This is a genomic window from Gemmatimonadaceae bacterium (genome assembly GCA_040882285.1).
Taxonomy (GTDB): domain Bacteria; phylum Gemmatimonadota; class Gemmatimonadetes; order Gemmatimonadales; family Gemmatimonadaceae; genus JACDCY01.
Genome location: JBBEBQ010000005.1, coordinates 448,404 through 473,601, shown reverse-complemented (window position 1 = coordinate 473,601; position 25,198 = coordinate 448,404). Strand labels below are relative to the sequence as shown.

24 protein-coding genes are annotated in these 25,198 nt (G+C 67.0%); 12 read left to right on the top strand and 12 right to left on the bottom strand.

Annotated elements, in window-relative coordinates; all coding sequences use genetic code 11:
• The first annotated feature begins 43 nt into the window (after positions 1-43).
• The 3 genes from WEA80_03075 to WEA80_03065 all read left to right on the top strand — a co-directional run bounded on the left by WEA80_03075 (position 44) and on the right by WEA80_03065 (position 1,580).
• Positions 44-400: a DUF2834 domain-containing protein gene (locus tag WEA80_03075; protein ID MEX1185547.1), complete on the top strand. Its 357-nt coding sequence runs from the start codon at positions 44-46 to the stop codon at positions 398-400.
• A gap of 205 nt (positions 401-605) precedes the next feature.
• Positions 606-1,175 carry a hemerythrin domain-containing protein gene (locus WEA80_03070; GenBank protein ID MEX1185546.1) on the top strand — a complete coding sequence of 190 codons (570 nt, stop codon included), beginning with the start codon at positions 606-608 and terminating at the stop codon, positions 1,173-1,175.
• A gap of 36 nt (positions 1,176-1,211) precedes the next feature.
• The gene (locus WEA80_03065) at positions 1,212-1,580 is read left to right on the top strand and encodes a hypothetical protein (GenBank protein MEX1185545.1); all 369 of its coding nucleotides are present in this window, start codon (positions 1,212-1,214) and stop codon (positions 1,578-1,580) included.
• 6 nt (positions 1,581-1,586) lie between these two features.
• On the opposite strand, the gene WEA80_03060 is transcribed toward WEA80_03065, so the two are convergent.
• Both WEA80_03060 and mutM read right to left on the bottom strand, forming a co-directional pair.
• Positions 1,587-2,690, bottom strand: coding sequence for a UvrB/UvrC motif-containing protein (locus tag WEA80_03060; protein ID MEX1185544.1), 1,104 nt, complete (start codon positions 2,688-2,690; stop codon positions 1,587-1,589).
• Position 2,691: 1 nt separating this feature from the next.
• On the bottom strand, positions 2,692-3,471 hold the full coding sequence (gene mutM, locus WEA80_03055) for a bifunctional DNA-formamidopyrimidine glycosylase/DNA-(apurinic or apyrimidinic site) lyase (GenBank protein MEX1185543.1): 780 nt from the start codon (positions 3,469-3,471) through the stop codon (positions 2,692-2,694).
• Between mutM and WEA80_03050 the strand changes: the two genes are divergently transcribed.
• The gene (locus WEA80_03050) at positions 3,470-4,324 is read left to right on the top strand and encodes a uracil-DNA glycosylase family protein (protein ID MEX1185542.1); all 855 of its coding nucleotides are present in this window, start codon (positions 3,470-3,472) and stop codon (positions 4,322-4,324) included. The genes mutM and WEA80_03050 overlap by 2 nt on opposite strands.
• Here the strand turns inward: WEA80_03050 and purD are convergent.
• Positions 4,241-5,500, bottom strand: a complete 1,260-nt coding sequence (gene purD / locus WEA80_03045; GenBank protein MEX1185541.1) for a phosphoribosylamine--glycine ligase — start codon at positions 5,498-5,500, stop codon at positions 4,241-4,243. The two genes, WEA80_03050 and purD, sit on opposite strands and share 84 nt — an antisense overlap.
• On the bottom strand, positions 5,497-6,660 hold the full coding sequence (locus WEA80_03040) for a PLP-dependent transferase (GenBank protein ID MEX1185540.1): 1,164 nt from the start codon (positions 6,658-6,660) through the stop codon (positions 5,497-5,499). Before WEA80_03040 ends, purD begins: the two co-directional genes overlap by 4 nt.
• A gap of 228 nt (positions 6,661-6,888) precedes the next feature.
• On the opposite strand from WEA80_03040, the gene glmM reads away from it, so the two are divergent.
• The 4 genes from glmM (at position 6,889) to WEA80_03020 (ending at position 11,260) form a co-directional block, all read left to right on the top strand.
• Complete coding sequence (gene glmM / locus WEA80_03035; GenBank protein MEX1185539.1) at positions 6,889-8,277, top strand: phosphoglucosamine mutase; 1,389 nt, start codon at positions 6,889-6,891, stop codon at positions 8,275-8,277.
• Between the two features lie 19 nt (positions 8,278-8,296).
• Positions 8,297-10,123: a glutamine--fructose-6-phosphate transaminase (isomerizing) gene (gene glmS, locus WEA80_03030; GenBank protein ID MEX1185538.1), complete on the top strand. Its 1,827-nt coding sequence runs from the start codon at positions 8,297-8,299 to the stop codon at positions 10,121-10,123.
• A 100-nt stretch (positions 10,124-10,223) separates the two neighbouring features.
• Entirely contained in the window at positions 10,224-10,661 is a 438-nt protein-coding gene (dtd, locus tag WEA80_03025) for a D-aminoacyl-tRNA deacylase (GenBank protein MEX1185537.1), read from the top strand.
• Positions 10,658-11,260: a nucleoside triphosphate pyrophosphatase gene (locus tag WEA80_03020; protein MEX1185536.1), complete on the top strand. Its 603-nt coding sequence runs from the start codon at positions 10,658-10,660 to the stop codon at positions 11,258-11,260. Before dtd ends, WEA80_03020 begins: the two co-directional genes overlap by 4 nt.
• Here WEA80_03020 and WEA80_03015 read toward each other — a convergent pair.
• From WEA80_03015 to WEA80_03005, 3 genes are read right to left on the bottom strand one after another with little or no spacing between them, the layout of a single operon-like run.
• The gene (locus WEA80_03015) at positions 11,221-12,273 is read right to left on the bottom strand and encodes a glycosyltransferase family 9 protein (GenBank protein MEX1185535.1); all 1,053 of its coding nucleotides are present in this window, start codon (positions 12,271-12,273) and stop codon (positions 11,221-11,223) included. The two genes, WEA80_03020 and WEA80_03015, sit on opposite strands and share 40 nt — an antisense overlap.
• The gene (locus WEA80_03010) at positions 12,270-13,028 is read right to left on the bottom strand and encodes a lipopolysaccharide kinase InaA family protein (GenBank protein ID MEX1185534.1); all 759 of its coding nucleotides are present in this window, start codon (positions 13,026-13,028) and stop codon (positions 12,270-12,272) included. Before WEA80_03010 ends, WEA80_03015 begins: the two co-directional genes overlap by 4 nt.
• A 2-nt stretch (positions 13,029-13,030) precedes the next feature.
• Positions 13,031-14,533, bottom strand: coding sequence for a chorismate-binding protein (locus WEA80_03005; GenBank protein MEX1185533.1), 1,503 nt, complete (start codon positions 14,531-14,533; stop codon positions 13,031-13,033).
• A 31-nt stretch (positions 14,534-14,564) separates the two neighbouring features.
• Between WEA80_03005 and WEA80_03000 the strand changes: the two genes are divergently transcribed.
• Both WEA80_03000 and WEA80_02995 read left to right on the top strand, forming a co-directional pair.
• Positions 14,565-16,712, top strand: coding sequence for a hypothetical protein (locus WEA80_03000; protein MEX1185532.1), 2,148 nt, complete (start codon positions 14,565-14,567; stop codon positions 16,710-16,712).
• Positions 16,713-16,752: 40 nt separating this feature from the next.
• The gene (locus WEA80_02995; GenBank protein MEX1185531.1) at positions 16,753-16,887 is read left to right on the top strand and encodes a hypothetical protein; all 135 of its coding nucleotides are present in this window, start codon (positions 16,753-16,755) and stop codon (positions 16,885-16,887) included.
• A 26-nt stretch (positions 16,888-16,913) separates the two neighbouring features.
• On the opposite strand, the gene WEA80_02990 is transcribed toward WEA80_02995, so the two are convergent.
• A complete protein-coding gene (locus WEA80_02990; GenBank protein ID MEX1185530.1) occupies positions 16,914-17,483 on the bottom strand; it encodes a Uma2 family endonuclease in 570 nt (189 codons plus the stop codon).
• Between the two features lie 446 nt (positions 17,484-17,929).
• Between WEA80_02990 and WEA80_02985 the strand changes: the two genes are divergently transcribed.
• Both WEA80_02985 and eda read left to right on the top strand, forming a co-directional pair.
• On the top strand, positions 17,930-20,059 hold the full coding sequence (locus WEA80_02985) for an ATPase, T2SS/T4P/T4SS family (protein ID MEX1185529.1): 2,130 nt from the start codon (positions 17,930-17,932) through the stop codon (positions 20,057-20,059).
• Positions 20,060-20,159: 100 nt separating this feature from the next.
• Complete coding sequence (eda, locus tag WEA80_02980; protein MEX1185528.1) at positions 20,160-20,903, top strand: bifunctional 4-hydroxy-2-oxoglutarate aldolase/2-dehydro-3-deoxy-phosphogluconate aldolase; 744 nt, start codon at positions 20,160-20,162, stop codon at positions 20,901-20,903.
• A 463-nt stretch (positions 20,904-21,366) separates the two neighbouring features.
• Here eda and WEA80_02975 read toward each other — a convergent pair whose 3' ends face one another.
• From WEA80_02975 to WEA80_02960, 4 genes are read right to left on the bottom strand one after another with little or no spacing between them, the layout of a single operon-like run.
• Entirely contained in the window at positions 21,367-22,008 is a 642-nt protein-coding gene (locus WEA80_02975; GenBank protein ID MEX1185527.1) for a hypothetical protein, read from the bottom strand.
• Positions 22,009-22,011: 3 nt separating this feature from the next.
• On the bottom strand, positions 22,012-24,351 hold the full coding sequence (gene hypF, locus WEA80_02970; protein ID MEX1185526.1) for a carbamoyltransferase HypF: 2,340 nt from the start codon (positions 24,349-24,351) through the stop codon (positions 22,012-22,014).
• Positions 24,300-24,974: a hydrogenase nickel incorporation protein HypB gene (hypB, locus tag WEA80_02965; GenBank protein MEX1185525.1), complete on the bottom strand. Its 675-nt coding sequence runs from the start codon at positions 24,972-24,974 to the stop codon at positions 24,300-24,302. The genes hypF and hypB overlap by 52 nt, the downstream gene beginning before the upstream one ends.
• The gene (locus WEA80_02960; GenBank protein ID MEX1185524.1) at positions 24,955-25,191 is read right to left on the bottom strand and encodes a hypothetical protein; all 237 of its coding nucleotides are present in this window, start codon (positions 25,189-25,191) and stop codon (positions 24,955-24,957) included. The genes hypB and WEA80_02960 overlap by 20 nt, the downstream gene beginning before the upstream one ends.
• Positions 25,192-25,198: the final 7 nt, after the last annotated feature.

The window sequence follows — 25,198 nt, the reverse complement described above, 5'->3', positions numbered from 1 at the left end:
CTTGCTCCGGGCTGGGGCGGTTCCCGTTCCGGAGGGATGGATGATGGCGCCATCGAGTAGCCGAACGATGCAGCATGTGTATCTCGCGCTTGCCCTGCTCGGCTACCTGCTCACAGGCGTTCCGATGCTCATGGAGTCCGCGCGAACCGGCAACATCCTGTTCTGGACGAAGCCACAGCTGACGATCGACGGATTATTTGGAAATCTCACGAGCACGGCGTTCACTCTCGACCTCATGGTTGTCGTGCTCGTCGCGCTCATCTGGATCACCCGCGAGGCGCGCCGCGTGCGCGTCGGCAACGTCTGGATCTTCTGGGTGTTGACTCTGCTGTTCGGGCTCGGCGGTACGCTCCCGCTCTTCCTCTATTTCCGCGAGCGCCGGCTCGGCCCGCTGACGTAGGCAGCAATTCCAGCCGGGGAGGCAGTGCGTGGTGAGGAAAACCCGCACGCCTTCAACTGGAGTTTCCCGATTGCGCGGCCCGTTTCGCTTCCGAGCTTGCCGGATACGCTTCCGGCGCACGAAAATTCACGCGGCAAGCCGGCCGGCGAGCCTGGGCGATTTGGTCTGCATCCCGGACCCGCGCCGCCACGCCGGAGACTGGTCGATGCGACACGCATTCCTTTCCCTTTCGGCACTCTCGGTTTTCTTCGTCGCGGGCCTGGCCTGTAGCGACCGCCCGGCCGCCGAGCTGAACGCCACGGAACCCGCTGACCTCACGGCGATCGAGATCCCGCAATCGCTTCGCGCCGAGCACGAGGAGATTCATTCAACGTTGGTGGAGGGGACGCGTGCCGAGGGCGCCGTCGGCGAGGCTGCCAGGGCGCTAGCCGCCGTGCTGGATCCGCACTTCGTGCGCGAGGAGCAGATCGCATTGCCGCCACTCGGACTCCTCTCGTCGCTCGCCGCGGGAGCATCCATCTCGGACGCGGTTCAGTCTCAGGCGCTGGCGATGTCCGATTCGCTGAAGGCCGAGCTCCCCGGGATGCTGCAGGAGCACGTGCGCATTCGCGCGGCTGTCGGCGCCCTGCGCGCCGCGGCCCAGTCCGCCGACGTGGCGAGATACGAGCAGTTCGCCGAGGAGCTCGCGCTGCACGCGCAGACGGAGGAAGAAGTCCTCTATCCGGCGGCGGTGCTGGTGGGCGACCTCATCCGTTCGCGACGACAAGGCAGGTAACCACTAGTTACACAAGTGCTATCCGCGGAGGCTCCAATGAACCGAAGTGCGCGTTGGCCGCGAATACTCGTGATCGTCGGTCTGGTCGCTATGCTGGCCGGAATTCTCGACCTGATGGAGGGATCGCTCGTGATTCTGGCCGGGATTGCCCTGGTCACGTTCGGTGCCTGGCTGGGACACGGCCGGCAAGAGAAGCTCCTCTACTGGGCTTTCGCGCTGGTGGTGTTCGGCGTCGGCGCCCTGTGGGCGTTGAGCTCCGTCGGAGGATTCGGCGGAAACTCGGGACGCTCCAACTGGTGGGGCCTTCTGATTCTGCCCTACCCGGTAGGTTGGATCATGGGTCTGCTCGCGGTCCGGCGGATCCTCCGCCGGCCATCCACGGGGGGCGAGCAGCTGGCGACGTAGCGGCTCCTACGCGACGAGCGGTTTCGTCCGCTTCAGCTCCTTCGGATGACGGCGGAACCAGGACGACACGAGCATCAGCTCGTCGATCGCGTGCGTCGGGACCACGCCCGGCGCCGGCTGCGGCTCGTTGGCGAACATGGACTGCACCATCCGCTGCAACGCGGACTTCTCCTTCCGCGATTTCGGCTTCTGCTGCTCGGCGCGCACGAGCCCGCGCCTGATCACGTACACGCGGTCGTCGCCCTCGAAGCCCTTCACCGTGTAGGTGAACGACAGCGTCTCGACCGCGAACCGCAGCCCCGTGAACTCCTCCCGCAGGTCTTCCAGCCGCTGGAGCTTGTCGCGCAGGGAAGCGGCGCGCTCGAAGTGCATCAGCTCGCTGGCTATGATCATGGACTCGCGCAGTGCTTCGATCGGCCCGTCGTGCCGCCCCTCGAGAAACGCGCGCGCGTCGGTCACGCGGCTCATGTACCGCGCCACCGAGGTCGCGCCGCAGCACGGACCCACGCACTTGCCGATCTCGTACCGGATGCACCCCGGCGTGATCGGCGGCGTCTCGAACAGCTCCGGCTGATCGGAGAACACCATCTTGTGATCGAGGGCGCAGTCGCGCAGGCCGAGCGCGTCGCTCAGCTCCCGCACCGCCTCGCCGAGCCGCTGCGCGCCGTGGAATGGGCCGTAGTACACCGAGCTGTCGTCGAGCGTCGGCGCCCGCACCACCAGCAGCTTCGGCGCGGTGGAGTCGGCCAGCTTGATGAACGCGTAATGCCTCCCGTCCGACTTCATCATCACGTTGAACCGCGGACGGAATTTCTTGATCAGCCGCAGCTCTTGCAGCAGCGCGGCGAACTCGCTCGGCGTGTATTCCCAGTCAATGGCGTTCGCCTCGCGCAGCATCCGCGCGCCCTTCTCGGCGGGGAACTCGCAGCGGAAGTAGCTCATCAGCCGCGCGCGGATCCGCTTGGACTTGCCGACGTACAGCACCTCGCCGCCGGGAGAGATCATCCGGTACACGCCGGGCTTGTCGAGCGCGCTCCCGCGGACGTACCGGCGCATCGCGTCCAGCTCGGCGTCGGTGACGTACGCGGCCCGCGCGGTCTTCCGCCTCATGTCAGCGCTGGCACCGGGGGCAGAAATACGTGGCGCGCCCATCGATCGCGTGGGTGAGCGCGATCCTGGTCTTGCACCGGTGGCACGGCTCGCCCGCGCGGTCGTACGCGTCGAGCTTCTCGGCGAATGCTCCCTCCGCATAATCACGGATCGTCGTGCCGCGCAGCTCGATGGATTCGGTAAGGACCGACACGATCGCGTCACGCAGCAGCTGCGCCTCCCTCCGGGCGACCGTGCGGGAGGAGCGCGACGGGTCGATCTTCGCGCGCCAGAGCGCTTCGCTCGCGTAGATGTTGCCCACTCCAGCGAGCCGGTGCTGGTCCATGATCAGCGGCTTGACCGGCCTGATGGACTTCTGTAACAGCTCGTACAGCGAGTCGCCCGTGAAATCCGCCTCGAGCGGCTCCGGGCCGAGCTTGGATACATACGCCTCGAATTCCTTCGGTGTGAAAAGCTGGAAGGTCCCCAGCCGCCGCACGTCACGGTAATGCAGCCGGCGGCCGTCGTCGAGAGCGAGATGCAGCGTGCAGTACTGGTCGGCCCCGCGGCCGGAGCGCTCGACCACGAAGCTCCCGGTGAACCGCGGCTGCACGGCGACGCGCGCGCCCGAGTCGAAATCGATGACCGCGAGCTTCGCCCGGCGCCACACCCGCACGATCCGGCTGCCCACGAGAACCCGCTCGAGCTTCCGCGGCGAAGCGCCCCTGAGGACGTCGGGCCTGTGGACCGAGACGCCGACGACAGTGCGGCCGCGCACCCGCTTGTGGAGGTCGCGGGCCATGGTCTCGACTTCAGGAAGCTCGGGCACGCTGGATTATAGCAAGCGGCCGAACACGCGCGGATTGGCGTTGGAGTTCCGCGCGTTTAAGGTACGTCTCATGGCCAGGAGCGGAGACACCTTTGCGGCGCGCGCATTCCGGTTTTACAAGGGGCTGACTTCGCCCCGGACGCCCCGTGGAGTGATCGTGATGAATCCGTACATGGACGCGCGAGTCCGCAGCTACGTTCGGCTGTTTCTCGAGAAGTACTTCGACGACAACCGGCCGCGCACTCTGGTGCTAGGAATCAATCCGGGGAGATTCGGCGCCGGAATCACAGGCGTCACCTTCACCGATCCGAAAGCGCTCGCCGACCCTTGTGGCGTCCGCAACAGCTTGCCCAGGAAACACGAGCTTTCGTCCGTATTTATTTACAAGGTCATCGACCGGTTCGGCGGGCCGCGAAAGTTCTATCGCAACTTTTTCCTTACCGCGGTCTCTCCGCTTGGCTTCATCAGAAAGGGAATCAATCTGAACTATTATGACGACCGCTTGCTGGCCCGGTCGCTGAAGCCGTTCATCGTAGAAACGATCGAGCGTCAGATTGCCATGGGCGGTAAAACCGACCGAGTTTTCGTCCTGGGTATAAGTGAGAATTTTCGGTTTCTACGAGAACTCAACGCTGAGCACGGTTTCTTTCGGGAACTGGTGGCGCTAGAGCACCCTCGGTGGATCATGCAATACCAGCAGCCGCGGATCGACGAATACGTCGAGAAATATTATGAGGTTTTGTCATCCGATCGAACGCCACCCGATGTCCCGACGCAGTTGCTTCCCCACGAGACCGACCTGCTCAGCGACCGTCCTGCTGAGTAACGCCGCCCCTCGGACGTCGGTCCCCAGCGCCGTAATGCTCAGCACGCGCCCGCCGGCGCTGACGAGCCGACCGGCCGCGTCCCGCGCCGTTCCCGCGTGAAAGACATGCACGTCGCCCGCGACCCGCGGGATCGTCACCACGTCTCCGGTCCGCGGCGCGTCGGGGTAACCGGCGGCCGCAACCACCGTCGTCACCGACGCTCCGCTTCGCCACGTCAACCCTGAATCCACGAGGCGGCCGGCCGCACCCTCAAGCAGCGGCAAGAGCGGAGTCACCAGCAGAGGGAGCAGGGCCTGCGTCTCCGGATCGCCGAACCGGCAATTGAACTCCACCACCTTCGGCCCATCGCGGGTGACCATCAACCCCGCGTACAGCAGGCCGGTGAACGCCGATTTGTTCTCGCGCATCCAGCGCAGCGACGGGTGGATGATTCGCTCCATGACGTCGCGCACCAGGGCCGGAGTCCCGATCGCGACGGGCGCGTACGCCCCCATCCCGCCCGTGTTCGGTCCGGCGTCGCCGTCGAGCAGCCGCTTGTGATCCTGCGCGGCCAGCATCGGAATCGCCGTCGTGCCATCGGTGAGCACGAACAGCGACAGCTCCTCGCCCTCCATGAACTCTTCCACGAGGATCTCGCTGCCGGCGTCGCCCAGCGCGCGCTCGCCGAGCAGCCGGTCGATGGCCGCTTCGGCTTCGGTGATGGTCTGCGCCACCACGACGCCCTTTCCGGCCGCGAGCCCGCTGGCCTTGATCACGACAGGCGCGCCGTAGTCAGCGACAGTACGCTTCGCCAGCGCTACGTCGCCGGTCGCGACGGCGCGCGCCGTGGGGACACCGGCTTCGCCCATCATGCGCTTCGCGAACGATTTCGAGCTCTCGATGCGAGCCGCGGCCGCCGTCGGCCCGAAGATGGCGTGCCCCCGCTCGCGAAAGCGGTCCACGATGCCCGCGGCGAGCGGAGCCTCGGGCCCGACGACCGTGAGGCCGACCTGCTCCCGCTCGGCGAGCGCCAGCAGTCCGCCGAGATCGGCAGGCGCGACGTTTTCGCACCGCGCGTGCTCCGCGATCCCCGGGTTTCCCGGCGCGGCTATCAGCTCGATTGACGGATCATCGGAGTGAAGCTTCCAGGCCAGCGCGTGCTCGCGCCCGCCTCCTCCGACGAGCAGGACCTTCATCCCAATGCCTGATCCAGATCGGCGATGAGATCGCCCACGTCCTCCACGCCGCACGACAGCCGGATGAGCCCGTCCGACAGCCCGAGCTGCGCGCGACGCTCGGCGGGAACCGACGCGTGCGTCATCGACGCCGGGTTGCTGATGAGACTCTCGACGCCGCCGAGCGACTCGGCCAGGGAGAAGACGCGAACCTTGCGGAGAACGGCGTCGGCGCGGTCCTTCGTGCCAAGCTCGACCGAGATCATCCCGCCGAAGCCGCTCATCTGCTTTTTGGCTAACTCGTGCTGCGGGTGGGAGGGTAGCCCAGGATAAAGCACGTTTTCCTCGCCCACGCGCCCGGCCAGCCACTGCGCGATCGCGCGGCCGTTGCTGTCGTGCCGCTCCATGCGCAGATGCAGCGTCTTGGTGCCGCGGAGCGCGAGCCAGCAGTCGAATGGGCCCGGAATCGCGCCCGCCGCGTTCACGATGAACTGCAGCCGCTCGGCCAGCAAGTCGTCGCTGGTCACCGCGATACCGCCGATCATGTCGCTGTGGCCGTTGAGGTACTTGGTGGTCGAGTGGTACACGATGCTGGCGCCGTGCTCCAGCGGGCGCTGGAAGTACGGGCTGGCGAACGTGTTGTCCACGATGAGCAGCGCGCCGGCGTCCCGCGCGATCGTCGCAGCCGCCGAGAGGTCGGTGAGGCGCATCAGTGGATTGGTGGGCGTCTCGACCAGGATCGCGCGCGTCGAAGCGGTGACGGCCTCCGAGATCCTGTTCGGATCGCGCGTATCCACGAACGAGAAGGACATGCCCATCCGGCTAAGTATCTTGTCGAACAGGCGGAACGTCCCGCCGTACACGCTCTCCCCGCAGACGATGTGGTCGCCAGCGGAGAACAGCTTCATGATAGAGTCGAGACAGCCCATGCCGCTGGAGAAGGCGAAGCCGTGCCGCGCGCCCTCGAGGGCCGCGACGTTCCGCTCCAGCGCTTCGCGTGTAGGATTCTTACCGCGAGCGTACTCATACCCCTTGTTTTCGCCCAGTCCGGTCTGCACATAAGTGGACGTGAGGTAGACCGGGGTCATTATCGCGCCCGCCAGGGGCTCCGGGCGCTGCCCCGCATGAATTGCGCGGGTAGCGAAGGCGGATTCGAGATCGCTGTCGAAGATGCGAGTCATGAGATCGATGGAGGAAGGGCTTGCCGCGAAAAGTTAACCAAAAGCGCTTTGTCTAAGCGCGAAGGCGTCAACTGCCTCGTGGTCGACGACGAGCCGCGTCTGCGGCAGGTGTTGGTACGGCTCATGGCCGGAGAAGGATTCCGCTCCGCGGTTTAGGGAGCGCGGCCGGACCGCGACTAGATTTTCCCCAGCGGCGGCACGCGGCATTTTTCCGATAACCACGACGAAATGACTCACGAAGGATTGATGGTCGGGGTATCCGGCGTCCGCGGGCGCGTGGGCGAGGGGCTGACACCGGAAGTCGTGGCCCACTTCGCGGCCGCGTTCGGCGCGTGGGCCGCGGGTGAATCCGCGAGCGCGCGGGCGAAGGGAGCGCGGGCCAAGGTGGTGCTCGGGCGCGACAGCAGGGTGTCGGGACCCATGTTTCACCGCGTCGTCGTCTCGGCGCTGCAGTCCGTGGGCTGCGACATCATCGACATCGGGATGGTTCCCACGCCGACGGTGCAGCTCGCGGTCGAGCATCACCACGCGGCGGGCGGCCTAGCCATCACGGCCAGCCACAACCCGATCGAGTGGAACGCGCTGAAGTTCATCGCGTCCTCGGGGCTGTTCCTGGATGCCGCGCAGGGCGCGGCGATGCGAAAGATGCTGGAGGCCGCTATTCCCCGCGCGTCGTGGGACGGCCTTGGCGCGCTCACGGAGGACACCGGCGCGGTCGCGCGGCACATCGAGCGGATCCTGGCGATCCCGTTCCTCGCCGCGGACGCCATCCGCGGCCGCCGCTTCCACGTCGCGCTCGACTGCGTGCGGGGCGCCGGCGCGGTGATCATGCCCGTGCTGCTGGACCGTCTCGGCTGCAAGGTCACCGCGATCAACATGGAGACCGACGGGCGCTTCCCGCGCGCGCCGGAGCCCGTCGCGGAGAACCTCGGAGAGCTCGAAGAGCTGGTCAAGGCGCACGGCGCGGACATCGGCCTCGCCGTCGATCCCGACGTGGACCGGCTCGCGCTGGTATCCGACGAAGGCAGGGCCATCGGCGAGGACTTCACGCTCGCGCTCGCCGCCCGCGTGGTGCTGCAGCACCGGCCCGGCAACCTCGTCACGAACCTGTCCACGAGCCGGATCATGGAGGACGTCGCCGCGCAGTCGGGGCGTGAGGTGATCCGGGCGCCGGTCGGGGAAGTGAACGTCGCTGTACGCATGCGGGAGGAAGGGGCGCCGATCGGCGGCGAGGGGAACGGCGGCGTCATTCTGACGGAAGTCCACCTCGGCCGGGACGCGCCGGTTGGGGCCGCGCTGGTTCTGCACCTGCTCGCGAGCGAGGGGAAGCCGCTGTCGGAGATAGTCGCGGGCTATCCGCGGTACTCGATCGTGAAGGACAAGCTCGACCGGCCGGCCGTGCCACTCGACGGCGTGTACGACGCGCTCAGGAAGGCGTTTCCCGATGCTACGCCCGACACGCAGGACGGGCTCAGGCTGGCGTGGGCCGACCGCTGGGTCCACGTCAGGCCTTCGGGGACCGAGCCGATCGTTCGCGTGATCGCCGAAGCTCCCGACGAGGCGGGGGCACGGCATATGATACTAGAGGCCCGGACGCTCCTCGACCGGCTAGCTTAGCACCCCTAACGGCGATTCCATGTGTGGCATTGTTGGATACGTTGGTCCCAATCTCGCCAATCCGGTTCTCATAGAGGGCCTTCGACGGCTGGAGTATCGCGGCTACGACTCGGCCGGGATCGCCGTGATGAACGGGAATGGGCTGGAGACGCGGAAGGCGGCGGGTAAGATCTCGCGCCTGGAGGAGGCGCTGGCCGCGTCGCCGATCGAGGGCAACACCGGCATCGCGCACACCCGCTGGGCGACGCACGGCGCGCCGACCGAGTGCAACGCCCACCCACACGTGGACTGCAAGGGCCACATCGCGGTCGTGCACAACGGCATCATCGAGAACTCGTCGGTTCTGCGCAAACAGCTCGAGGCCGCCGGGCACAAGTTCGTGTCCGAGACCGACACCGAGACGCTCGCGCATCTCATCGAAGAGGCGTTTCACGGGAGCCTGGAGGACGCGGTCATCGACGCGCTCCAGGAAGTCGACGGCACCTACGGCATCGCGGTCATCTCCAGCGACGATCCCGACAAGATCGTCGCGGCGAGGAAGGGGAGCCCGCTCCTGCTGGGAATCGGCGACAACGAGTTCTACGTGGCGAGCGACGCGTCGGCGATTCTGGCGCACACGCGCGACGTCGTGTATTTGGACGACGGCGACATCGCGGTGCTCGACCGGAAGGGCTACCACATCCTCGACGAGCGCTCCCGCCGCCTGTCGAAGAAAGTGAGCCGCATCGACTGGGACCTGGACCAGATCGAGCGCGGCGGGTTCGACCATTTCATGCTCAAGGAGATCTTCGAGCAGGGCGCCAGCATCGAGAATACCATGCGGGGCCGCCTGCTCGACGCTGAGGGCACGTCCAAGCTCGGCGGAATCAACCTGAGCGACGAAGAGCTGCTTCAGTTCGACAACGTCGTGATCACGGCGTGCGGCACGAGCTGGCATTCCGCGCTCATCGGCGAGCACATGCTGGAGGAGATGGCGCGGATCCCGGTGGAGGTGGAGTACGCGTCGGAGTTCCGCTACAGGAATCCGATCATCAACGACAGGACGCTGTGCATCGTCATCTCGCAGTCGGGCGAGACGGCGGACACCCTCGCGGCGATGCGCGAGGCGAAGAACCGCGGCGCGTTCACTTATGGAATCGTGAACGTCGTAGGCTCGTCCATCGCGCGCGAGAGCGACGGCGGCATCTACGTGCACGCCGGCCCCGAGATCGGAGTGGCGTCCACCAAGGCGTTCACCTGCCAGGTGATCGCGCTGCTGCTGTTCACGCTCAAGCTCGCGCGCCTGCGGAACCTGTCGGTCGTGCGCGGCCGGGAGATCATCGAGGCGATGCGCGCATTGCCGGCGCAGATCCAGAAGATCCTCGATTCGGCGCCGCGGATCGAGAACCTCGCGGAGGAGTTCAAGGACAGCACGAATTTCCTGTACCTCGGACGCGGCTACAATTTTCCCACGGCACTCGAGGGCGCGCTGAAGCTGAAGGAGATCAGCTACATCCACGCCGAGGGTTATCCGGCCGCCGAGATGAAGCACGGGCCCATCGCGCTGATCGATGCCGAGATGCCGGTCGTGTTCATCACGCCGCACGACTCGGTGTTCGACAAGGTCGTGTCCAACGTGCAGGAGGTGAAGGCTCGCGGCGCGCGCGTGATCGCCATCACCACCGGCGAGGAGCCGTCGCTCGAGGGGAAGATCGACTACGAGATCAGGATCCCGCCCACGATCGAGATGCTGATCCCGGTGCTGGCCGTGGTGCCGCTGCAGCTCCTGGCGTACTACATCGCGGTCAAGCGCGGGGCGAATGTGGACCAGCCTAGGAATTTGGCCAAGTCCGTAACTGTGGAATAGAGCTATTGGCTATTAGCTATTGGCTGTTGGCTAACAGCCCTGCGCCTCCAGTTTTTCCGCCGTCGCCAAGAGCCAATAGCCAACAGCCAAGAGCGCAGTCGTGCGCGTAGTGCTGCAACGCGTCTCCAGCGCCCGCGTAACCGTCGACGGCCGCGTAACCGGCGAGATCGGCCGCGGCCTCCTGCTGCTCGCCGGCTTCACCGCGACGGACACCGCGGACGCCGTGGACTGGATGGCCGACAAGATCGCCACGCTGCGCATCTTCGGCGACGACGCCGGGAAGATGAACCTCTCGCTCGGCGACGTCGGCGGGGCCGTGCTGGTCGTATCGCAGTTCACGCTATACGGCGACGCGGCCAAGGGGCGCCGTCCCAGCTTCATCGACGCGGCGCAGCCCGCGATCGCCGTCCCGTTGTACGGGCGCTTCGTGGAAGCCTTCAGGGTTCGCGGACACCCGGTGGCTACCGGCGAGTTCGGCGCGATGATGAGCGTCGAGCTAATGAACGACGGCCCCGTCACGCTGGTGCTGGAGCGATGAAGCCGAACGTGGTCCTGGCATCGGCGTCGCCGCGGCGGCGCGAGCTGCTCACGCTCATCGGCATCGAGCACTCGGTGGTTCCTTCGAACTTCGACGAGACGATGCACCCCGGGGAGGAGCCGCTCGGGCACGCGCTGCGGCTGGCCGTGGAGAAGGCCGGCGCCGTAGCGACCGCCCACCCGGACGCGGTCGTCATTGGCGCCGACACCGTGGTCGTGCTGGACGGCAAGGTGCTGGACAAGCCGCCGACCCACGCCGCCGCGCGCGAGACGTTGCGGGCGCTCAACGGCCGGACGCACACGGTCATCACCGCGGTCGCGGTAGCGTACGGCGGCGATATCCGCCAGGGCGCCGAGCAGGTCGCGGTCACGTTCCGGCGGCTCGGCGACGACGAGGTGGACGCTTACGTCGCGACCGGGGAAGGGATGGACAAGGCCGGCGCGTACGGCATTCAGGGATTCGGCGCGACGATCGTCGAGCGGATCGAAGGCGACTACTTCGCGGTGATGGGTCTGCCGCTCGTTCGCCTGGTGGGTCTTCTGCGCGAGGTCGGCGTGCGCTACCGCTTCGGAAGTCTGGAGAGCGCGGCCGCCGAGTAGCGGGCCTTCCAGACGTCAACCTTCTCCAGCACGTCGCGGGGCGTGATGCGCCGCATTCGTCCGGGGCGGTTCTTCGCCGAGGCGTCGTAGCTCTCCCCGGGATCGGCGAACGCATCCACGATCAGGTCGTGGAACTTGCGGTACGGTCCGCTGCGCTTGGGATTGGTGTAGCCCATGAGCGATATGACCGGCCGGTCGAGCGCGACGGCCATGTGCAGCGGGCCGGTGTCGGGCGCGAGGACCAGCGCGGACGCGTCGAGAATGCCCACGAGGTTGCGGAGTCCGCTGCCGAGCGCGGAGAAGTGCGGATGTCTGGCGGTCTCCAGAATGATGCGCTCCGCCCGCCGCTCGCGCTCCGACCCACCGCCGACGAGCACCGGCTGCAGCCCATGGTCAGTGTACAGCGCGTCGCACACTTCGGCCCAGCGCTCCGGCGCCCAGTCCTTCACCGGCTTGCTGGTTCCGACGACCACGGACGCGAGCGGCCGGTCGAACTGCGCGGCGAAGGACCGCTGCCACTCGAGCTCGTTCGGCCACGGGCCGAGCCCCCACTCCACCGGCTCGTGCGGGACTCCCAGGTAGGTGAGAAACTCGAAGTACTGGTCCTGCACGTGCTGCGGCGCGTGCGGCGGGATCGTGTGCGTGGTGAACATCGTGTTCATGTCCCGCGCGCGCACCCTGTCGAAGCCGACCTTCACCGGCGCGCGCGTGAAGGCCGTCACGACGCCCGCCTTGAAGTACACCTGGAGGTTGAGGACGACGTCGAACTCGCGCGCGTCGAGCGCGGCGCGGATGTCGCGGAAGGCGCGCAGCCCGGCCGCGCGGTTGAAGACGATTGTCTCGTCCAGCGCGGGGTGGCCGCGCACGAGCGAGTCCGGCCCCGGCTGCACGACCCACGTGATGCGGCTCCGCGGTGAGTGCCGCTTGATCGCGTTGATCACCGGCAGCACGTGCACCGCGTCGCCGACCGCGCTCATCATCACTATGCACACGCGGTTTAGCAAGTTCGTCACTCGGACAGCTCCAGCACGCGATCCAGGATCGCGACGATCTCTTCGCTGGTGATGGAAAGGCCCAGCCGCATGGACTTCTTCAACGACCGCCGCAGCCGCGTGACGTTGGCGTCGCGTACCGTGGGCGAGCCCGGGCTGTGAAAGCGTACGCGGTCCACGTCCAGGATCCAGCCGACGAGGCCGCCGTCGGGGCCCGGCGCGACGAGGACGTTGCGGATGTTGAGGTCGGGATGGTGCGCGCCGGCGGCCACCAGCGAGGCCACCGCGCCCGCCGCGGCGTTGAGCACGACGTCGCGCGCGCCCACGTCGTCCGTGGCCGCGAGCCAGGCAAACAGGTCGGCGCCATTCGGGATCTCGCGCGTGGCGATGTCGAATCGCCGCAGTATCGTGCCGGCCGGATACGTCACGTACGCCACGACCTCGGGAGTGTTCACGCCCGCCGCCCGGAGGCGCTGCGACACGAGTAGCTCGCGGAGGCCGCGCGTGGGAGGAAGGAAGAGATCGCGCGTCAGGCGCGCCGGCGCGCCTCCGCGGAACGCGTGGCGGACGACGACGGACTCTTCCTGTCCGGGAAGCGGCGCCGCGAACACGTCGCCGCGACCCTTCATCCGGCGGCGGTCCGGATGGCGGTCCGCGTACTCGTACAGCGTGCCGTGGCGCAGCGCTTCGCGGATGGGCTGCTCCGCGTCCGCCAGCGCCGTCACCCGCGCGCGTCCCACCCGAAATCGCACGTACCCGGGGATTCCGATTCGCACGGTCAGTCCCTCTTGCCGCGTTCCGGGATGCGCCCGATCGCGGACATGATGGCGCGCGCCTTGTTCTCGGTCTCGACCCACTCCAGCTCGGGCACCGAATCGGCGACTATCCCCGCGCCGGACTGCACCGCCGCGATGCCGCCGGTGATCACGCACGACCGGATGGTCACGGCGAGCTCCATTCGCGCCCCGCCGGCCGCCACGTAACCAAGGGCGCCGCCGTACGGGCCGCGCCGGACCGTCTCGAGGTCGTCGATGATCTGCATGGCCCTGACTTTCGGTGCGCCGGTGAGTGTCCCCGTGGGAAACGTAGCGCGGAGCACCTGCAGCGCGGAGACGCCGCTCCGCACCTTGCCCCGGACGTCACTCACGAGGTGCAGCACGTGCGAGTATTTCTCCACCCGCAGCAGCGCCGTGACTTCGACGGTGCCGTACTCCGCCACGCGGCCGATGTCGTTGCGGCCGAGGTCCACCAGCATTAGATGCTCGGCGCGCTCCTTCGGATCGTTGAGCAGCTCGGCGGCGACGCTGTCGTAGTCGGGAGTCGCGCCCGGCGCGGGCCGCGGCCGCGTCCCGGCTATCGGACGCACAGTGACCATGCCGTCCTGCAGCCGCACGAGCAGCTCGGGCGAGCTGCCCACGATCTCCATCTCGTCGAGAGTTAGACAGTACATGTACGGCGACGGATTGATCGCGCGCAGCGCCCGGTAGAGATCGATCGTATCGAACGTCGCGGGCAGATCGATGCGGCGTGTGAGCACCACCTGAAACGCGTCGCCGGCGAGGATGTGCTCCTTGATCCGCTCGACGGCGCGCTCGAACTGCGGCTGGTCCAGACTCGACTTGCCGGACAGCCTGCGGTCCTCGCCGAGCTGGAGCGGCGCGAGCGGCGACAGACCCTGGAGACGCTCGCGCAGCTCGGCCGCTTCCGCCATCGCGGAGTCGTAGGCGTCGCGGAGCTGCGGCTCGTCGGCGTCGGCGGGGACGCGCACGGTGATCACGATGTTAGCCGTGCCGTGCAGATTGTCTATCACCACCAGCGAGCGCGTGAATATGAACATCGCGTCCGGCACGTCACCGCTGCGCGGCGGCGGAGTGCCGATGCGCTCGAAGTGCCGCACGACGTCGTAGCCGAAGTAGCCGACCGCTCCCGTCCAGAACGGCCCCAGCTCGGGCGCCGTCTGCGGCCGGTCCGCGTGGATCAGCGCGTCCAGGTCGTCGATCGGATCGGCCGGCTCGCGCCGGTTGTGCCAGCCCTTCGCGAGCGTCCAGTCCTCGACGACGCCGTCGCGCAGCCGCCACGCCGCGCGCGGCTCGGTCCCGAGATACGTGTAGCGCGACCACGTCTCGCCGCCGGCGGGCGCCGACTCCAGCAGGAAGGAGAACTGCCCGCGCCTGATTTTCGCGAACGCGGACACCGGAGAGTCCAGGTCCAGCAGGATCTCCGACCGTAGCGGGATCAGCCCGCCCGCGCGCGCGCGGCGCTCGAACTCTTCGAAGGTCACGGCTGCTTAGTGCGCGACATAACTTTGGTTCATGAAGGTGAAGCCCGCGACGGCCGTCGCCACGCTGCTGTGCTGCATCGCCGTCGCCGGCGCCGCGAGCCCGGCCGGCGCGCAACGGTGGAATGATACGCGCGCGCGGGCCCTGGTTGAGCGGGCAACCGCGCTCCGGGCCATGCAGCTGGCCGATACGGCCCTACGCGACTACCGCGCCGAGGCTCGCGGCTACGTGACCTTTCTCGCCCAGCTGGGCGAAGGGTTCACCGAGCCCCCAAAGATCGTCAAGGCCGACCAGCTCGCCCTGGACGTTTACTGGATGGCGCCGGACCGGAGCAAACAGCTCATCCGCGGGAGGCGCGACACGCTGCTGCTTCCAACCGACATCAACTACCACCGGGATCATCTCGGGATAATTCAGAACAACTTTCCCCACATCATCCGGCTGGGCGACGGCGACGAGGTGCGCGACGTGCCCCATCCGCTGTCGCCGGCCGGACTCGAGGAGTACGACTTCTCGATCAGCGACTCGCTGGAGATCAGGCTCGGACCCAGGACGCTGCAGGTGTACGAGGTTCGCGTGCGGCCGCGGGACGACCGCCAGCCGCGCGCGATCGGCGCGCTGTACATCGATCGCGAGACCGCGTCGCTCGCGCGGATGGCGCTCAGCTTCACGCGGGCCGCGCTCAAGGACCGCGAGCTCGAGGACGTCGCGGTCGTACTGGAGAACGGACTCATAGAGGAGCGCTTTTGGCTGCCGCGCAGGCAGGAGATCGAGATCCGGCGCACCGGCAGGTGGCTCGATTACCCCGCGCGCGGGATCATCCGCGGCCGCTGGGAGATCTGCTGCTACGCGGTGAACACCGGATTGAATCCCGCGCTGTTCGCCGGCCCGGAAATCGTGCCCCAGTTCACGCCCGCGCCCGCCCCGGGCGATACCGCGCGGGCGCCGCTGTTCACCGGCGACATCCTCGACGGCCTGCCGGACGACGTCCGCGCGGTGACCGACGCCGAGGTGCTCGCGGTGCAGGAGGAGGCGCGCGCGCTCGTGCGGGCCCAAGCGTTGGCGCGCACGCGTACTACGTCTTTATCCGGCCGGCGAATCTCCGACTTCGCGCGGTTCAATCGCGTCGAGGGTCTCGCGCTCGGCTTGGGTCTGTCGCAGCGGCTCGGCGCGGGCGTGTCGCTCGTCGCCGGCGGGCGGTACGGCTTTTCGGATCACGATTGGAAGGGCCGAGCTGGAATCTCGTACCGGCAGGCGAGCGGAGCCGGCCTCTCCGTCGCCGCGTACGACGATCATGAGCTGGTGGGCGAGGATTCCGAGCGGTCGATGCTCATCAACAGCGTGGCCGCGCAGGAATTCGGCAGCGATTACACGGATCCGTTCGGTTCGCGCGGATTCGAACTGTCGGCGCACTCGCCGCCTGTCGGAGCGTGGCGCGCGTCGGTGTCGCTAGCGCTCGAGAAGCACCGGCTGCTTTCCGTGAACGCGAGCCCGGCGTCGGGCGAGTTCGACAGTACACTGGCCGCCGCGCGCATTGAGGAGCAGCGGCTGGAGCTGGTCCTCGAGCGTCCCACGCGGCTGACCTTCGGCGGATTCGAAGCCAGGTATCGCATCGCCGGCTCCGGGTTCCGGTATGCGGCCTTGCAGTTTCCCGGCAACTGGCAGACCGGAGTGAAGATCGCGCTGCGCGCGAACGTCGAGCGACCGTACGGGACGAGCCGGCTGGTCACGCAGTTCACCTTCGCGGCGGCCACGGACAGGCAGGGCGACTACGTCTATCCAGCAGATGCGACGCCGCGTCCGTCGCGATCCCTGCAGCCGCAACAGCTCGTGTTTCTCGGCGGACCGGTGACTGGCCCGGGTTACGATTTCCACGAATTCGTCGGTACCTCAGGCGGGTCCGCGCGGATCGAGTGGCAGCTGCCCGCGCCGTTTCCAGCGATATCCCTTGGCCGGTTTGGGCGGGCGCCGGCACGAATGACCCTGGCGCCTTACGTCAACGTGGTCGGGATCAACAGCGGCGCGGGATCGCTGCGCAGCGGGCACGGGCTGTATCCGAGCATCGGGGTGGGCGCGCTCACGGTATTCGAAATACTACGCGTCGACGTGGCGCGCGGACTGCGTGACGGGCGTTGGACCATGTCGATCGACCTAAATCGGGATTTCTGGCCGGTGCTGTAGCGAGGTTTTTCGTGATACGCGTGGCGATGGCGAGATTCGAGTGAACAACGGCGTGCCGCACCTCGGACACGACAGCGAACCAGCTGGCAACATCGCGAGGATAGTTGTTCCGCTGTTCAGCGTCTTCGAGCTGAGGCGCTATGGGTTCTATCTCGGCGAGAGCTTTGTCCGCTGACTTATAGCGACGCCGTACATACGTAGCTACTTGTCACCACAGATCCTTTGAAAGAAAGCGGCAAGGTCGACGACGAAGGCCGGGTGCGCCAGATCTGGCTGCCAATCAACCGCATCGATCAATATCTCAGGCCGCTCATCGTCTGGCCTCCACCGCTCGACTACCCGAGCGTCCAGATCCACTATCCAGTAGTCCGGTACGCGAAAGCGCTGGTACAGCTTTCGCTTCGAGTTGCGGTCGGAGCGTGCGCTACTTGGCGACAGAACTTCGACGGCGAGTAGAAGCGAACCCGCCTCCTCAACGCTTATCGGTCTCCGGCCCTCGACCAGCGGTAGCGCGAAGACATCCGGCTGGACCATGTTCTGCCGGTCGAACTCCACGTCGGACGGCGCGATCACGACCTGAGCCACCGGATGGTCGGAGAGGTAGAGCCGAAGCAGATGGTACAGCTCGCCGGCGGCATATTGATGTGGAAGCGGTGGGGACGGAGTCACGTATAGCTCCCCGCCGACAACCTCGTATCGGTTCCGATCGCTCGGGAGCGCCCGCACCATCTCTGCGGTCCAACGTATCGGTGTAGTCGCTGGCATTCCCATAGGATGCATTCCTCGCGTATAGCCGGGCAAGTGCGCATCCACGATGTTGCGCGGTCACATCGCCATCGGCGGCACCGTTCCGCCGCGCAACTCAGCGTGGCATTTCAATCCAACCTTCTCGCCTTGCTCCTGGTTGACCAACTCGACCGGGTGACGATTCACGCCGGAGATTGGGCCGCAAGCGATTGACTTTCCGTACGCGTTTCGAGTTTTGCGCGGAGATGATTGAGGCTGAGCCATTTTCCGTCGGCTTCATCGTAGTACTCCCATACAGCCCATCCGTTGACGGAGCCATATCCCACAGCTTGCGCCGCCGAGGAGGGGCTATCGTAGCGGTTCCCGTCCATCCATAGCTGTAGGCGGTAAGGCGGTCCTCGCGCCGCATTTCGATCACGGCCGTCTCCACACGGTGCATCTCGTGACGGCTGGCCGGAGTACGCTACGACGTGCCCGCCGATTCCTGGCTCCGACCGATTCTCGCTGATCTGCTCAAGCCGAGCGACCTCTCCGGGATCGACGCGGCGGTCACGACGAGCTACTGGGAAACCGCCGCTCGCGTGTCGCCACTCACGGATGACGAGATCACCGCCGCCGTGTCGGAGCGGCTCCGGGTACCGGTGGCGAAGCGGCTGCTGGTCAGCTCACAGGCACGCGAGCGGGTGCCGGAGGAGCTGGCGCGGCGATACAGGATTCTCCCGCTGTCGGTCACGGGCGACACGCTCGAGATAGCGACCTCCAACCCGTACGACATGGATTGCGAGCGCACGCTCGCGTTCTCGTCCGGGCGCCGCGTGCGCATGCTGCTGGCGCCGCCCGCGAGCATCGCCAAGCGGATCGACGAGGTGTATCGCCCGGAGGACGCCGTCGCGAAGATTCTCGACGGAGTCGCCGAGCGGCGCGAGCTGGACGCGGTGCCGGAGCCCGTCGAAGAGTCGCCCGGCTACCTCGACGACTCGGCCATCGAGCGGCCGATCGTCAAGCTGGTGGACCATATAGTGGCCGAAGGGATCGCCTCGCGCGCGAGCGACATCCATCTCGAAGCCGAAGAGCAGGGAATCGCCGTGCGGTATCGCGTGGACGGCGTCCTGCGGCAGGCGATGACGCTGCCGCGCATGATCGGCGTCCCGCTCGTGTCGCGCATCAAGATCATGGCGAACATGGACATCGCCGACCGTCTGCGGCCGCAGGGTGGACGGGCGCGAGTCGGCGCGAACGGCGTCGGCATAGATCTCCGCGTCTCCACGCTCCCCTCGGCGCACGGCGAGAAGGTCGTGATCCGCATTCTCGACGCGCGCACCACGGCGCGCTCGCTCGACTCGCTCGGCTTCGCGCGCGACGAATCCGCGCGCATCCACCGGCTGCTCGACGCGCGCGAGGGGCTCGTGCTGGTCACCGGTCCGACAGGATCCGGCAAGACGACGACTCTGTACGCGATGCTGCGCCACCTGCAGGCGCGCGGCGTCAACATCGTCACGGTCGAAGATCCGGTCGAATACAGGACGCCGGGCATCGTGCAGGTGCAGGTCAACGAGAAAGCCGGGCTGACGTTCGCCGCCGCGCTGCGCTCGATCCTGCGGCAGGACCCCGACATCGTGCTGATCGGCGAGATCAGGGACCGGGAGACCGCGACCATCGCGATTCAGGCCTCGCTGACCGGACATCTCGTGCTCGCCACGCTGCACACCATCGACGCTTGCAGCTCGATCGCGCGCATGACCGATCTCGGTGTGGAGCCGCAGAAAATGGCCGCGGCGCTGAAGGGCGTCATCGCGCAGCGGCTGGTGCGCCGGCTGTGCTCGTGCGGCGCGCCCGGCGGCTGCGCGCGGTGTGGCGGCACCGGCTATCATGGCCGGATCGCGGTGGCCGAGATCGTCATCTCGACGCCGGAGCTGAAAAGGCGAATCGCCCGCGGCGACGGCGTGGCGTCGCTGACAGAAGCCGCGCGCGTGGATGGGGCCGGTGCGATCTGGGAGTCGGGGCTCACGCACGTGTCGGCCGGTGACACGACCCTCGAAGAGCTTCTGCGCGTCGCCGAACGTCCGCTGGAGGAAGCCGTGCCGGCCGGGAGGACGTCCCGGTATCATTCCAGCATCAAAAAAGCGAAAGGCGAGATGACCCAGATAAAAGCCGGTGTGGTCGACGTGTACGTGCTCGCGCGCGAGGGGAGCGAGTGGCGCGTACTGGCCTTGCAGCGCGCCGACGACACGCGCTGTCCCGGCTCCTGGGAATCCATTCACGGCCACATCGCCGACGGCGAGAAGCCGGAGGACGCCGCGCTCCGCGAACTGCGGGAAGAGACCGGTCTCGAGGCCGAGCGGCTTTACAACCTCACGGTGAATGCTTTTTATCTGCACCGCGAGCAAACCGTTCAACTCTCCATCGCCTTCGCCGCCATGGTATCGAACGCGTTACCTGTAACGCTCGGCCTCGAGCACGTGAAATTCGAGTGGCTGACGCTGACCGTCGCCGCAGGCCGTTTCGCCTGGCCGCGCGAGCGCGAAGCCCTCACGCACATCGCCGTCCTTCTGCCCGATGGCGACGCCGGGCCGACGGAGGACGTGCTGCGGATCATCTGAGGTGGGCCGCGCGAAATGTCTGAATGGGGCGCTGGCGCCGGTGCCCCTTTGCCGAGCGGAGAATATGTAGCTTTATCTGCAACGCATATGTGGAGATGACATGAACGCCCAGCAGTCGGCGATGACGGTAGCGCTTCGGCGCTCGCGCATCATTCCAGTGATCACTATCAGCGATCCGAAGAATGCGGTCCCGCTCGCGAACGCGCTGCTGGCCGGTGGATTGCCGATCGCCGAAATCGCACTTCGCACTCCCGGGGCACTGGAAGCGTTGCGCCGCATCACACAGGAGCAGCCCGGAATGTTCGCTGGAGCGGGCACTGTGCTAAACGTCGCGCAAGCCGCGCAGGCAAGAGATGCCGGAGCGAAGTTCGTCGTGTCGCCGGGATTCTCTCGCGCAGTCGTTGACTACTGTCTCGAGCACGACGTTCCCGTTTACCCGGGTGTCGCCACTGCAACCGAGATCGAAGCCGCGCTCGAGGCGGGACTCAACCTGCTCAAGCTGTGGCCGATCGAAACGCTGGGTGGCGTCGCGTACCTTCAGCTCCTGTCCGGCCCGTTCTTTGGCGTCGAGTTCAACCCAAGTGGCGGACTCACTGCCGCAAACTTCGAGAGCTATCTCGCGCTCAAGAGCGTGGTCGCGTGTGGCGGATCGTGGATGGCGCCGCCGGACTGGATTGCATCCAAACAGTTCGACCGCATCCGGGACGCAGCTCGAGACTCGGTGACCAGAGTCGCCCGCTTTACTCCAGCGCTCAATGTGAGCGCGGAAGCTGTTACCGTATCGGCGTCAGCCGGACCATTGCCGCGCCGTGAGGTCTCACCACCGTCGACAAATTTCCCTTGAATCTCCCGACTTAGGAGTCGCTCGGTCGTGGATGGTTGACGAAAGCAGCAAGAAACTCTTCCTCGCTCCCACAGAGGGGGAAAGGAGCTGAGGGGGTCTTCAAACCGAATGTGACAAAAGCGGAGCACATTGATCAGGACGGGCCGACGGAATCCCGGTCTTATCCGCTCACCGATGCACGAACTCCGCCTTCGAGCGGGGGCCGTTGGCGAGGAAATTCCCCACGCCGATCCGCATGTCCTCGGCCGCACAGCACTCCCCGAACATCTCCGATTCGAAGTGCAGGCCATCGGGGAGAGGCTTGTTGCATCTTTGCTGTTGCGCCGGTCTTTTACCGGCGCCTGACACAGGTTCCTGAATCGCTGTAAGCCTTGTAACCTGGCGAAGTTAGCCACGAGTGTAAAAGCATCCGCAGTCAATTTCTTCGCTGCCGGCCCGGTGACATACGGCCCGGGCAAGTCTTCTATCGCGGCGTCCAGCGTGGGTCGCCGAGAAACAGTCCATCGGTGAAGCCGATCTTGTGCGCGAGGTAGACCCCGAACAAGAGGCTGACCGCGCCCGAGACGACGCGCAGAGAGTGCTGCATGCTGGCCACACGGGCGGATGCGAGAACCGACGGCGCGGCGATGGCCAGCGTGATGGACGCCATCCCGACGGTAGTCCCGAATCCGAATACGACCAGGTAGAGCACCGCCCAGCGAGGGTCATCGATCAGCGGCAGGATGAGAAGCGTGGCCGCGGCTGAGCCCGCGAGACCGTGGACGATTCCCACGAACAGTGGCCGCATCGTCGAAAGCGCGCTCGGCTTCGTCTGCACATTGAACAGGTTGAGCAGCCCCAGCACGACCAGCATGATGGCGACTGTGAGCTCCATCCACAGCCCGACTCGCGCGCTGAAGGCGACCTTGAAAAGGATGATCGCGCCTCCGACGAGAAAGATCGTCAGCGTGTGCCCCACCCCCCAGAGCGCGCCGATGTCCCCCGCCTTCCACACCGAGCGCTCGCGGCTTACGATCGTAGTAACCGCGACTATGTGGTCCGCATCTGTAGCGTGACGCATCCCGAGCAGAAGGCTGGCCACGAAGGCAAGCAGGAGACCGTGCATCTCTCAGTCCCCGCGAGCGAGCAGCGACGCGACGATGGCCGCCTGGCCAAAGCTGATGGCGCCGTCGTTTGGCCCGAGCTGGCGCGGCACGAGCACGCGCAGGCCGCGCGCCTCGAGGCGCCCGCGGACGCCGGCGAGGAGTCGCGCGTTCTGGAACGACCCTCCGCCCAGTGCCACGATATCGATGCCGGCGCCGTCCGCCACGGTGATGGCGACCGCAGCAGCCGCACGGACCAAGCTCTCGTGGAAGCGTGCCGCCAGGAGGCCAGCGTCAATGCCACGTTGGCGCTGCTCGCCGAGTGCGGCGAGCAGAGGAATGGGATCGAGCACGAGAGAGTCGCCGGTCTCGCGCACCGGAAATGTCAATGGTTCGGCCGGCTGCGCGCCGGCGAGTGATTCAAGTTCCATCGCCGCCTGTCCTTCGTAGCTGGCGCGCTGCCGGAGGCCGAGGATGGCGGATGCGGCATCGAAGAGCCGTCCCATCGATGACGCGAGCGGTGCGTTGAGCCGCCGCTCGATCTGGCGCTCGGCAGTGGCTCGGTGGTCGGGCACGACGTTGCGGAACGCCAACTCGAACGCGTCGGCAACGCCGGGCTCCAATGACAAGTAGCCGAGCGCCACGCGCCACGGTTCGCGCGCCGCAAGGTCGCCTCCCGGGAGTGGCACATACCGCAAGTGCGCCGCGCGCCGGTATCCGTTGAGGTCGGCGACCAATGTCTCAGCGCCCCACACGTGTCCGTCGTCGCCGAGCCCCGTGCCGTCGAAAGCCAGCCCGACCACCGGCGTCGTGACCCCATGCTCAGCCGCCACCGCGGCGATGTGGGCGTGGTGATGCTGCACCGCGATGGTTCTCGACAGCCCGAGCTCCTCGGCCACGCGGGTGGACAGGTAGCCGGGATGCAGGTCGCGCACGGCCACTTCCGGCGCGATGCGGAAGAGGTCCTGGTATCGCGCGAGGGCGGCGCGGAAGTGCTCGAGACTCTCGATGCTGTCGAGGTCACCGATGTGCGGGCTCACATGGGCCGCGCGGCCACGGACCAGCGTGAAAGTGTTCTTGAGTTGGGGCCCAACTGCCAGGAGCGGCCGGGGAGACGGAACGGGAAGCGTCAGGGCGAGTGGCGCGTAACCCCGGGCGCGGCGCAACAGCACCGGCACGCCGTCGACGACGCGGGCGACCGAGTCGTCGATGCGCGAGAGGATCTCCCGGTCGTGGAGCAGGAACAGGTCGGCGATGTCGCGCAGTCGGATTCGCGCCTCGGCGTTCCCAATGGCGATCGGCTCGTCGCTCAGGTTGCCGCTGGTCATCACGAGGGGCCGACCGACGGCCTCGAGCAGCAGGTGGTGGAGCGGCGTGTATGCGATCATCACGCCCACGCGGTCGAGCCGGGGCGACACGGATGGCGCGATGCGCGACCCGACAACGCGCTCGAGGAGCACCACCGGACGCTCCGCGCCGCCGAGGAGCCGGGCCTCCTGCGCGGAGACGGCGCCGAGGGCGCGGGCCTCGCCGATGGTCCGGACCATCACCGCGAAGGGCTTGGCGTCGCGCTGCTTGCGTTCGCGGAGCCGGCGCACCACGATGTCGTTGGTCGCGTCGCATGCGAGATGGAATCCGCCGACGCCGCGAATCGCGATGATGCGACCGATGCGCAACTCCGCGGCGGCGTCGCGGATGGCGGCGTCTCCGTCCGACAGCGCGATGGCGTCCGCACGGGCGAGCCAGACTCGGGGGCCGCACTCGGGGCAGGCCACTGTTTCCGCGTGGTGGCGACGGTCGGCCGGCGTGCGATACTCGACCTCGCAGCGCGCGCAGAGCGGAAAGGCTGCCATCGAGGTGCGTTCGCGGTCATAGGGCAGCGAGCGGATGACCGTGTATCGCGGGCCGCAATTCGTGCAGGTAATGAACGGGTGCCAAAAGCGGCGATCCGCGGTGTCGAACAGCTCGGCTTCACATTCCGCACACATCGCGAGATCCGGGGTGACCGGGCGGATGCCTTCCACGTCGGCGCTGGCGATGATCCGGAAGTCGTGCGCGCCGGCCGGCACTGCGGCGGCGAGCTCCAGGGCATCGATCCGCGCAACAGGCGGCGCCTCCGTTCGAAGCTCCTGCTGAAAGACGTCGAGCTCCTCCGATCCGCCCTCCACGTGAATCTCGACTGTTCCGGCGACGTTGCGCACCCACCCGGTCAGTGCGTGTCGCGCGGCCAGGCGGTACACGAACGGGCGAAAGCCCACTCCCTGAACAACGCCCGTCACGCAAAGCACCCGCGCGGTGATCGCGGGCGCGGCCGTCATCCTGACGTGCTGACCGGGCGAGCGGAATCGCGCAGGAAGTCGAACCATTCGCCGAGCCCCTGTCCGGTCAGGGCCGACACGCGGAATACCCCGAGTTCCGGGTTCACGGAAAGCGCGTTGGCAACGGCGCGATCCATGTCGAATGGAACGTGCGGCAGCAAGTCGATCTTGGTCATGACCACACGGCGCGCGTTCTCGAACATCTTCGGGTACTTCAGGGGCTTATCCTCGCCCTCGGTAACGGCGAACAGGACGATCATCTCCTTTTCGCCAAGATCCCAGCTCGCCGGGCAGACGAGGTTGCCCACATTCTCGATGAAGAGCAGCCGCGTACGATCGAGCTCGATCTCGTCGATGGCTGTAAGCACCTGCAGTGCGTCGAGGTGGCAGGCGCCACCAGTGACAACCGCGCTGACGACGCGCGGGGTGTGCGCGGCGAGCCGGTCGGCGTCGTTCTGCGTCTGCACGTCACCCGTGATGACGGCGATGTCCATCTCCTCACCGAGGGCGCCGAGCGTGCGCTCGAGGAGCGTCGTCTTCCCCGAGCCGGGCGAGGAGACGAGGTTGATCGCCGTCACGCCATGTCCCGCGAGGCGCAAGCGCACGTCCGCGGCAATCTCGTTGTTGCGCGCCATCACGCGCTCGCGAACTTCAATCGTCCGGACGGCCATCGTCAACCTCCAGGTATGCCACGCGCAGCACATCGCCGGCGCAGCGCACGATGTGCGGCTTCGCTCCGGCGAAGGGCGGAGTAGCGAACACGGCTTCGAGGCAGAACTCGAGACTCGAGGGCTCGACGCCCGCGCTGTCGCCGACGTCAACGGCAACGGTCACTAATTGCGAAGCCGCACGCCCGAGCTTCACCTCGGCGATACGGGCAATTTCCATCGCGAGA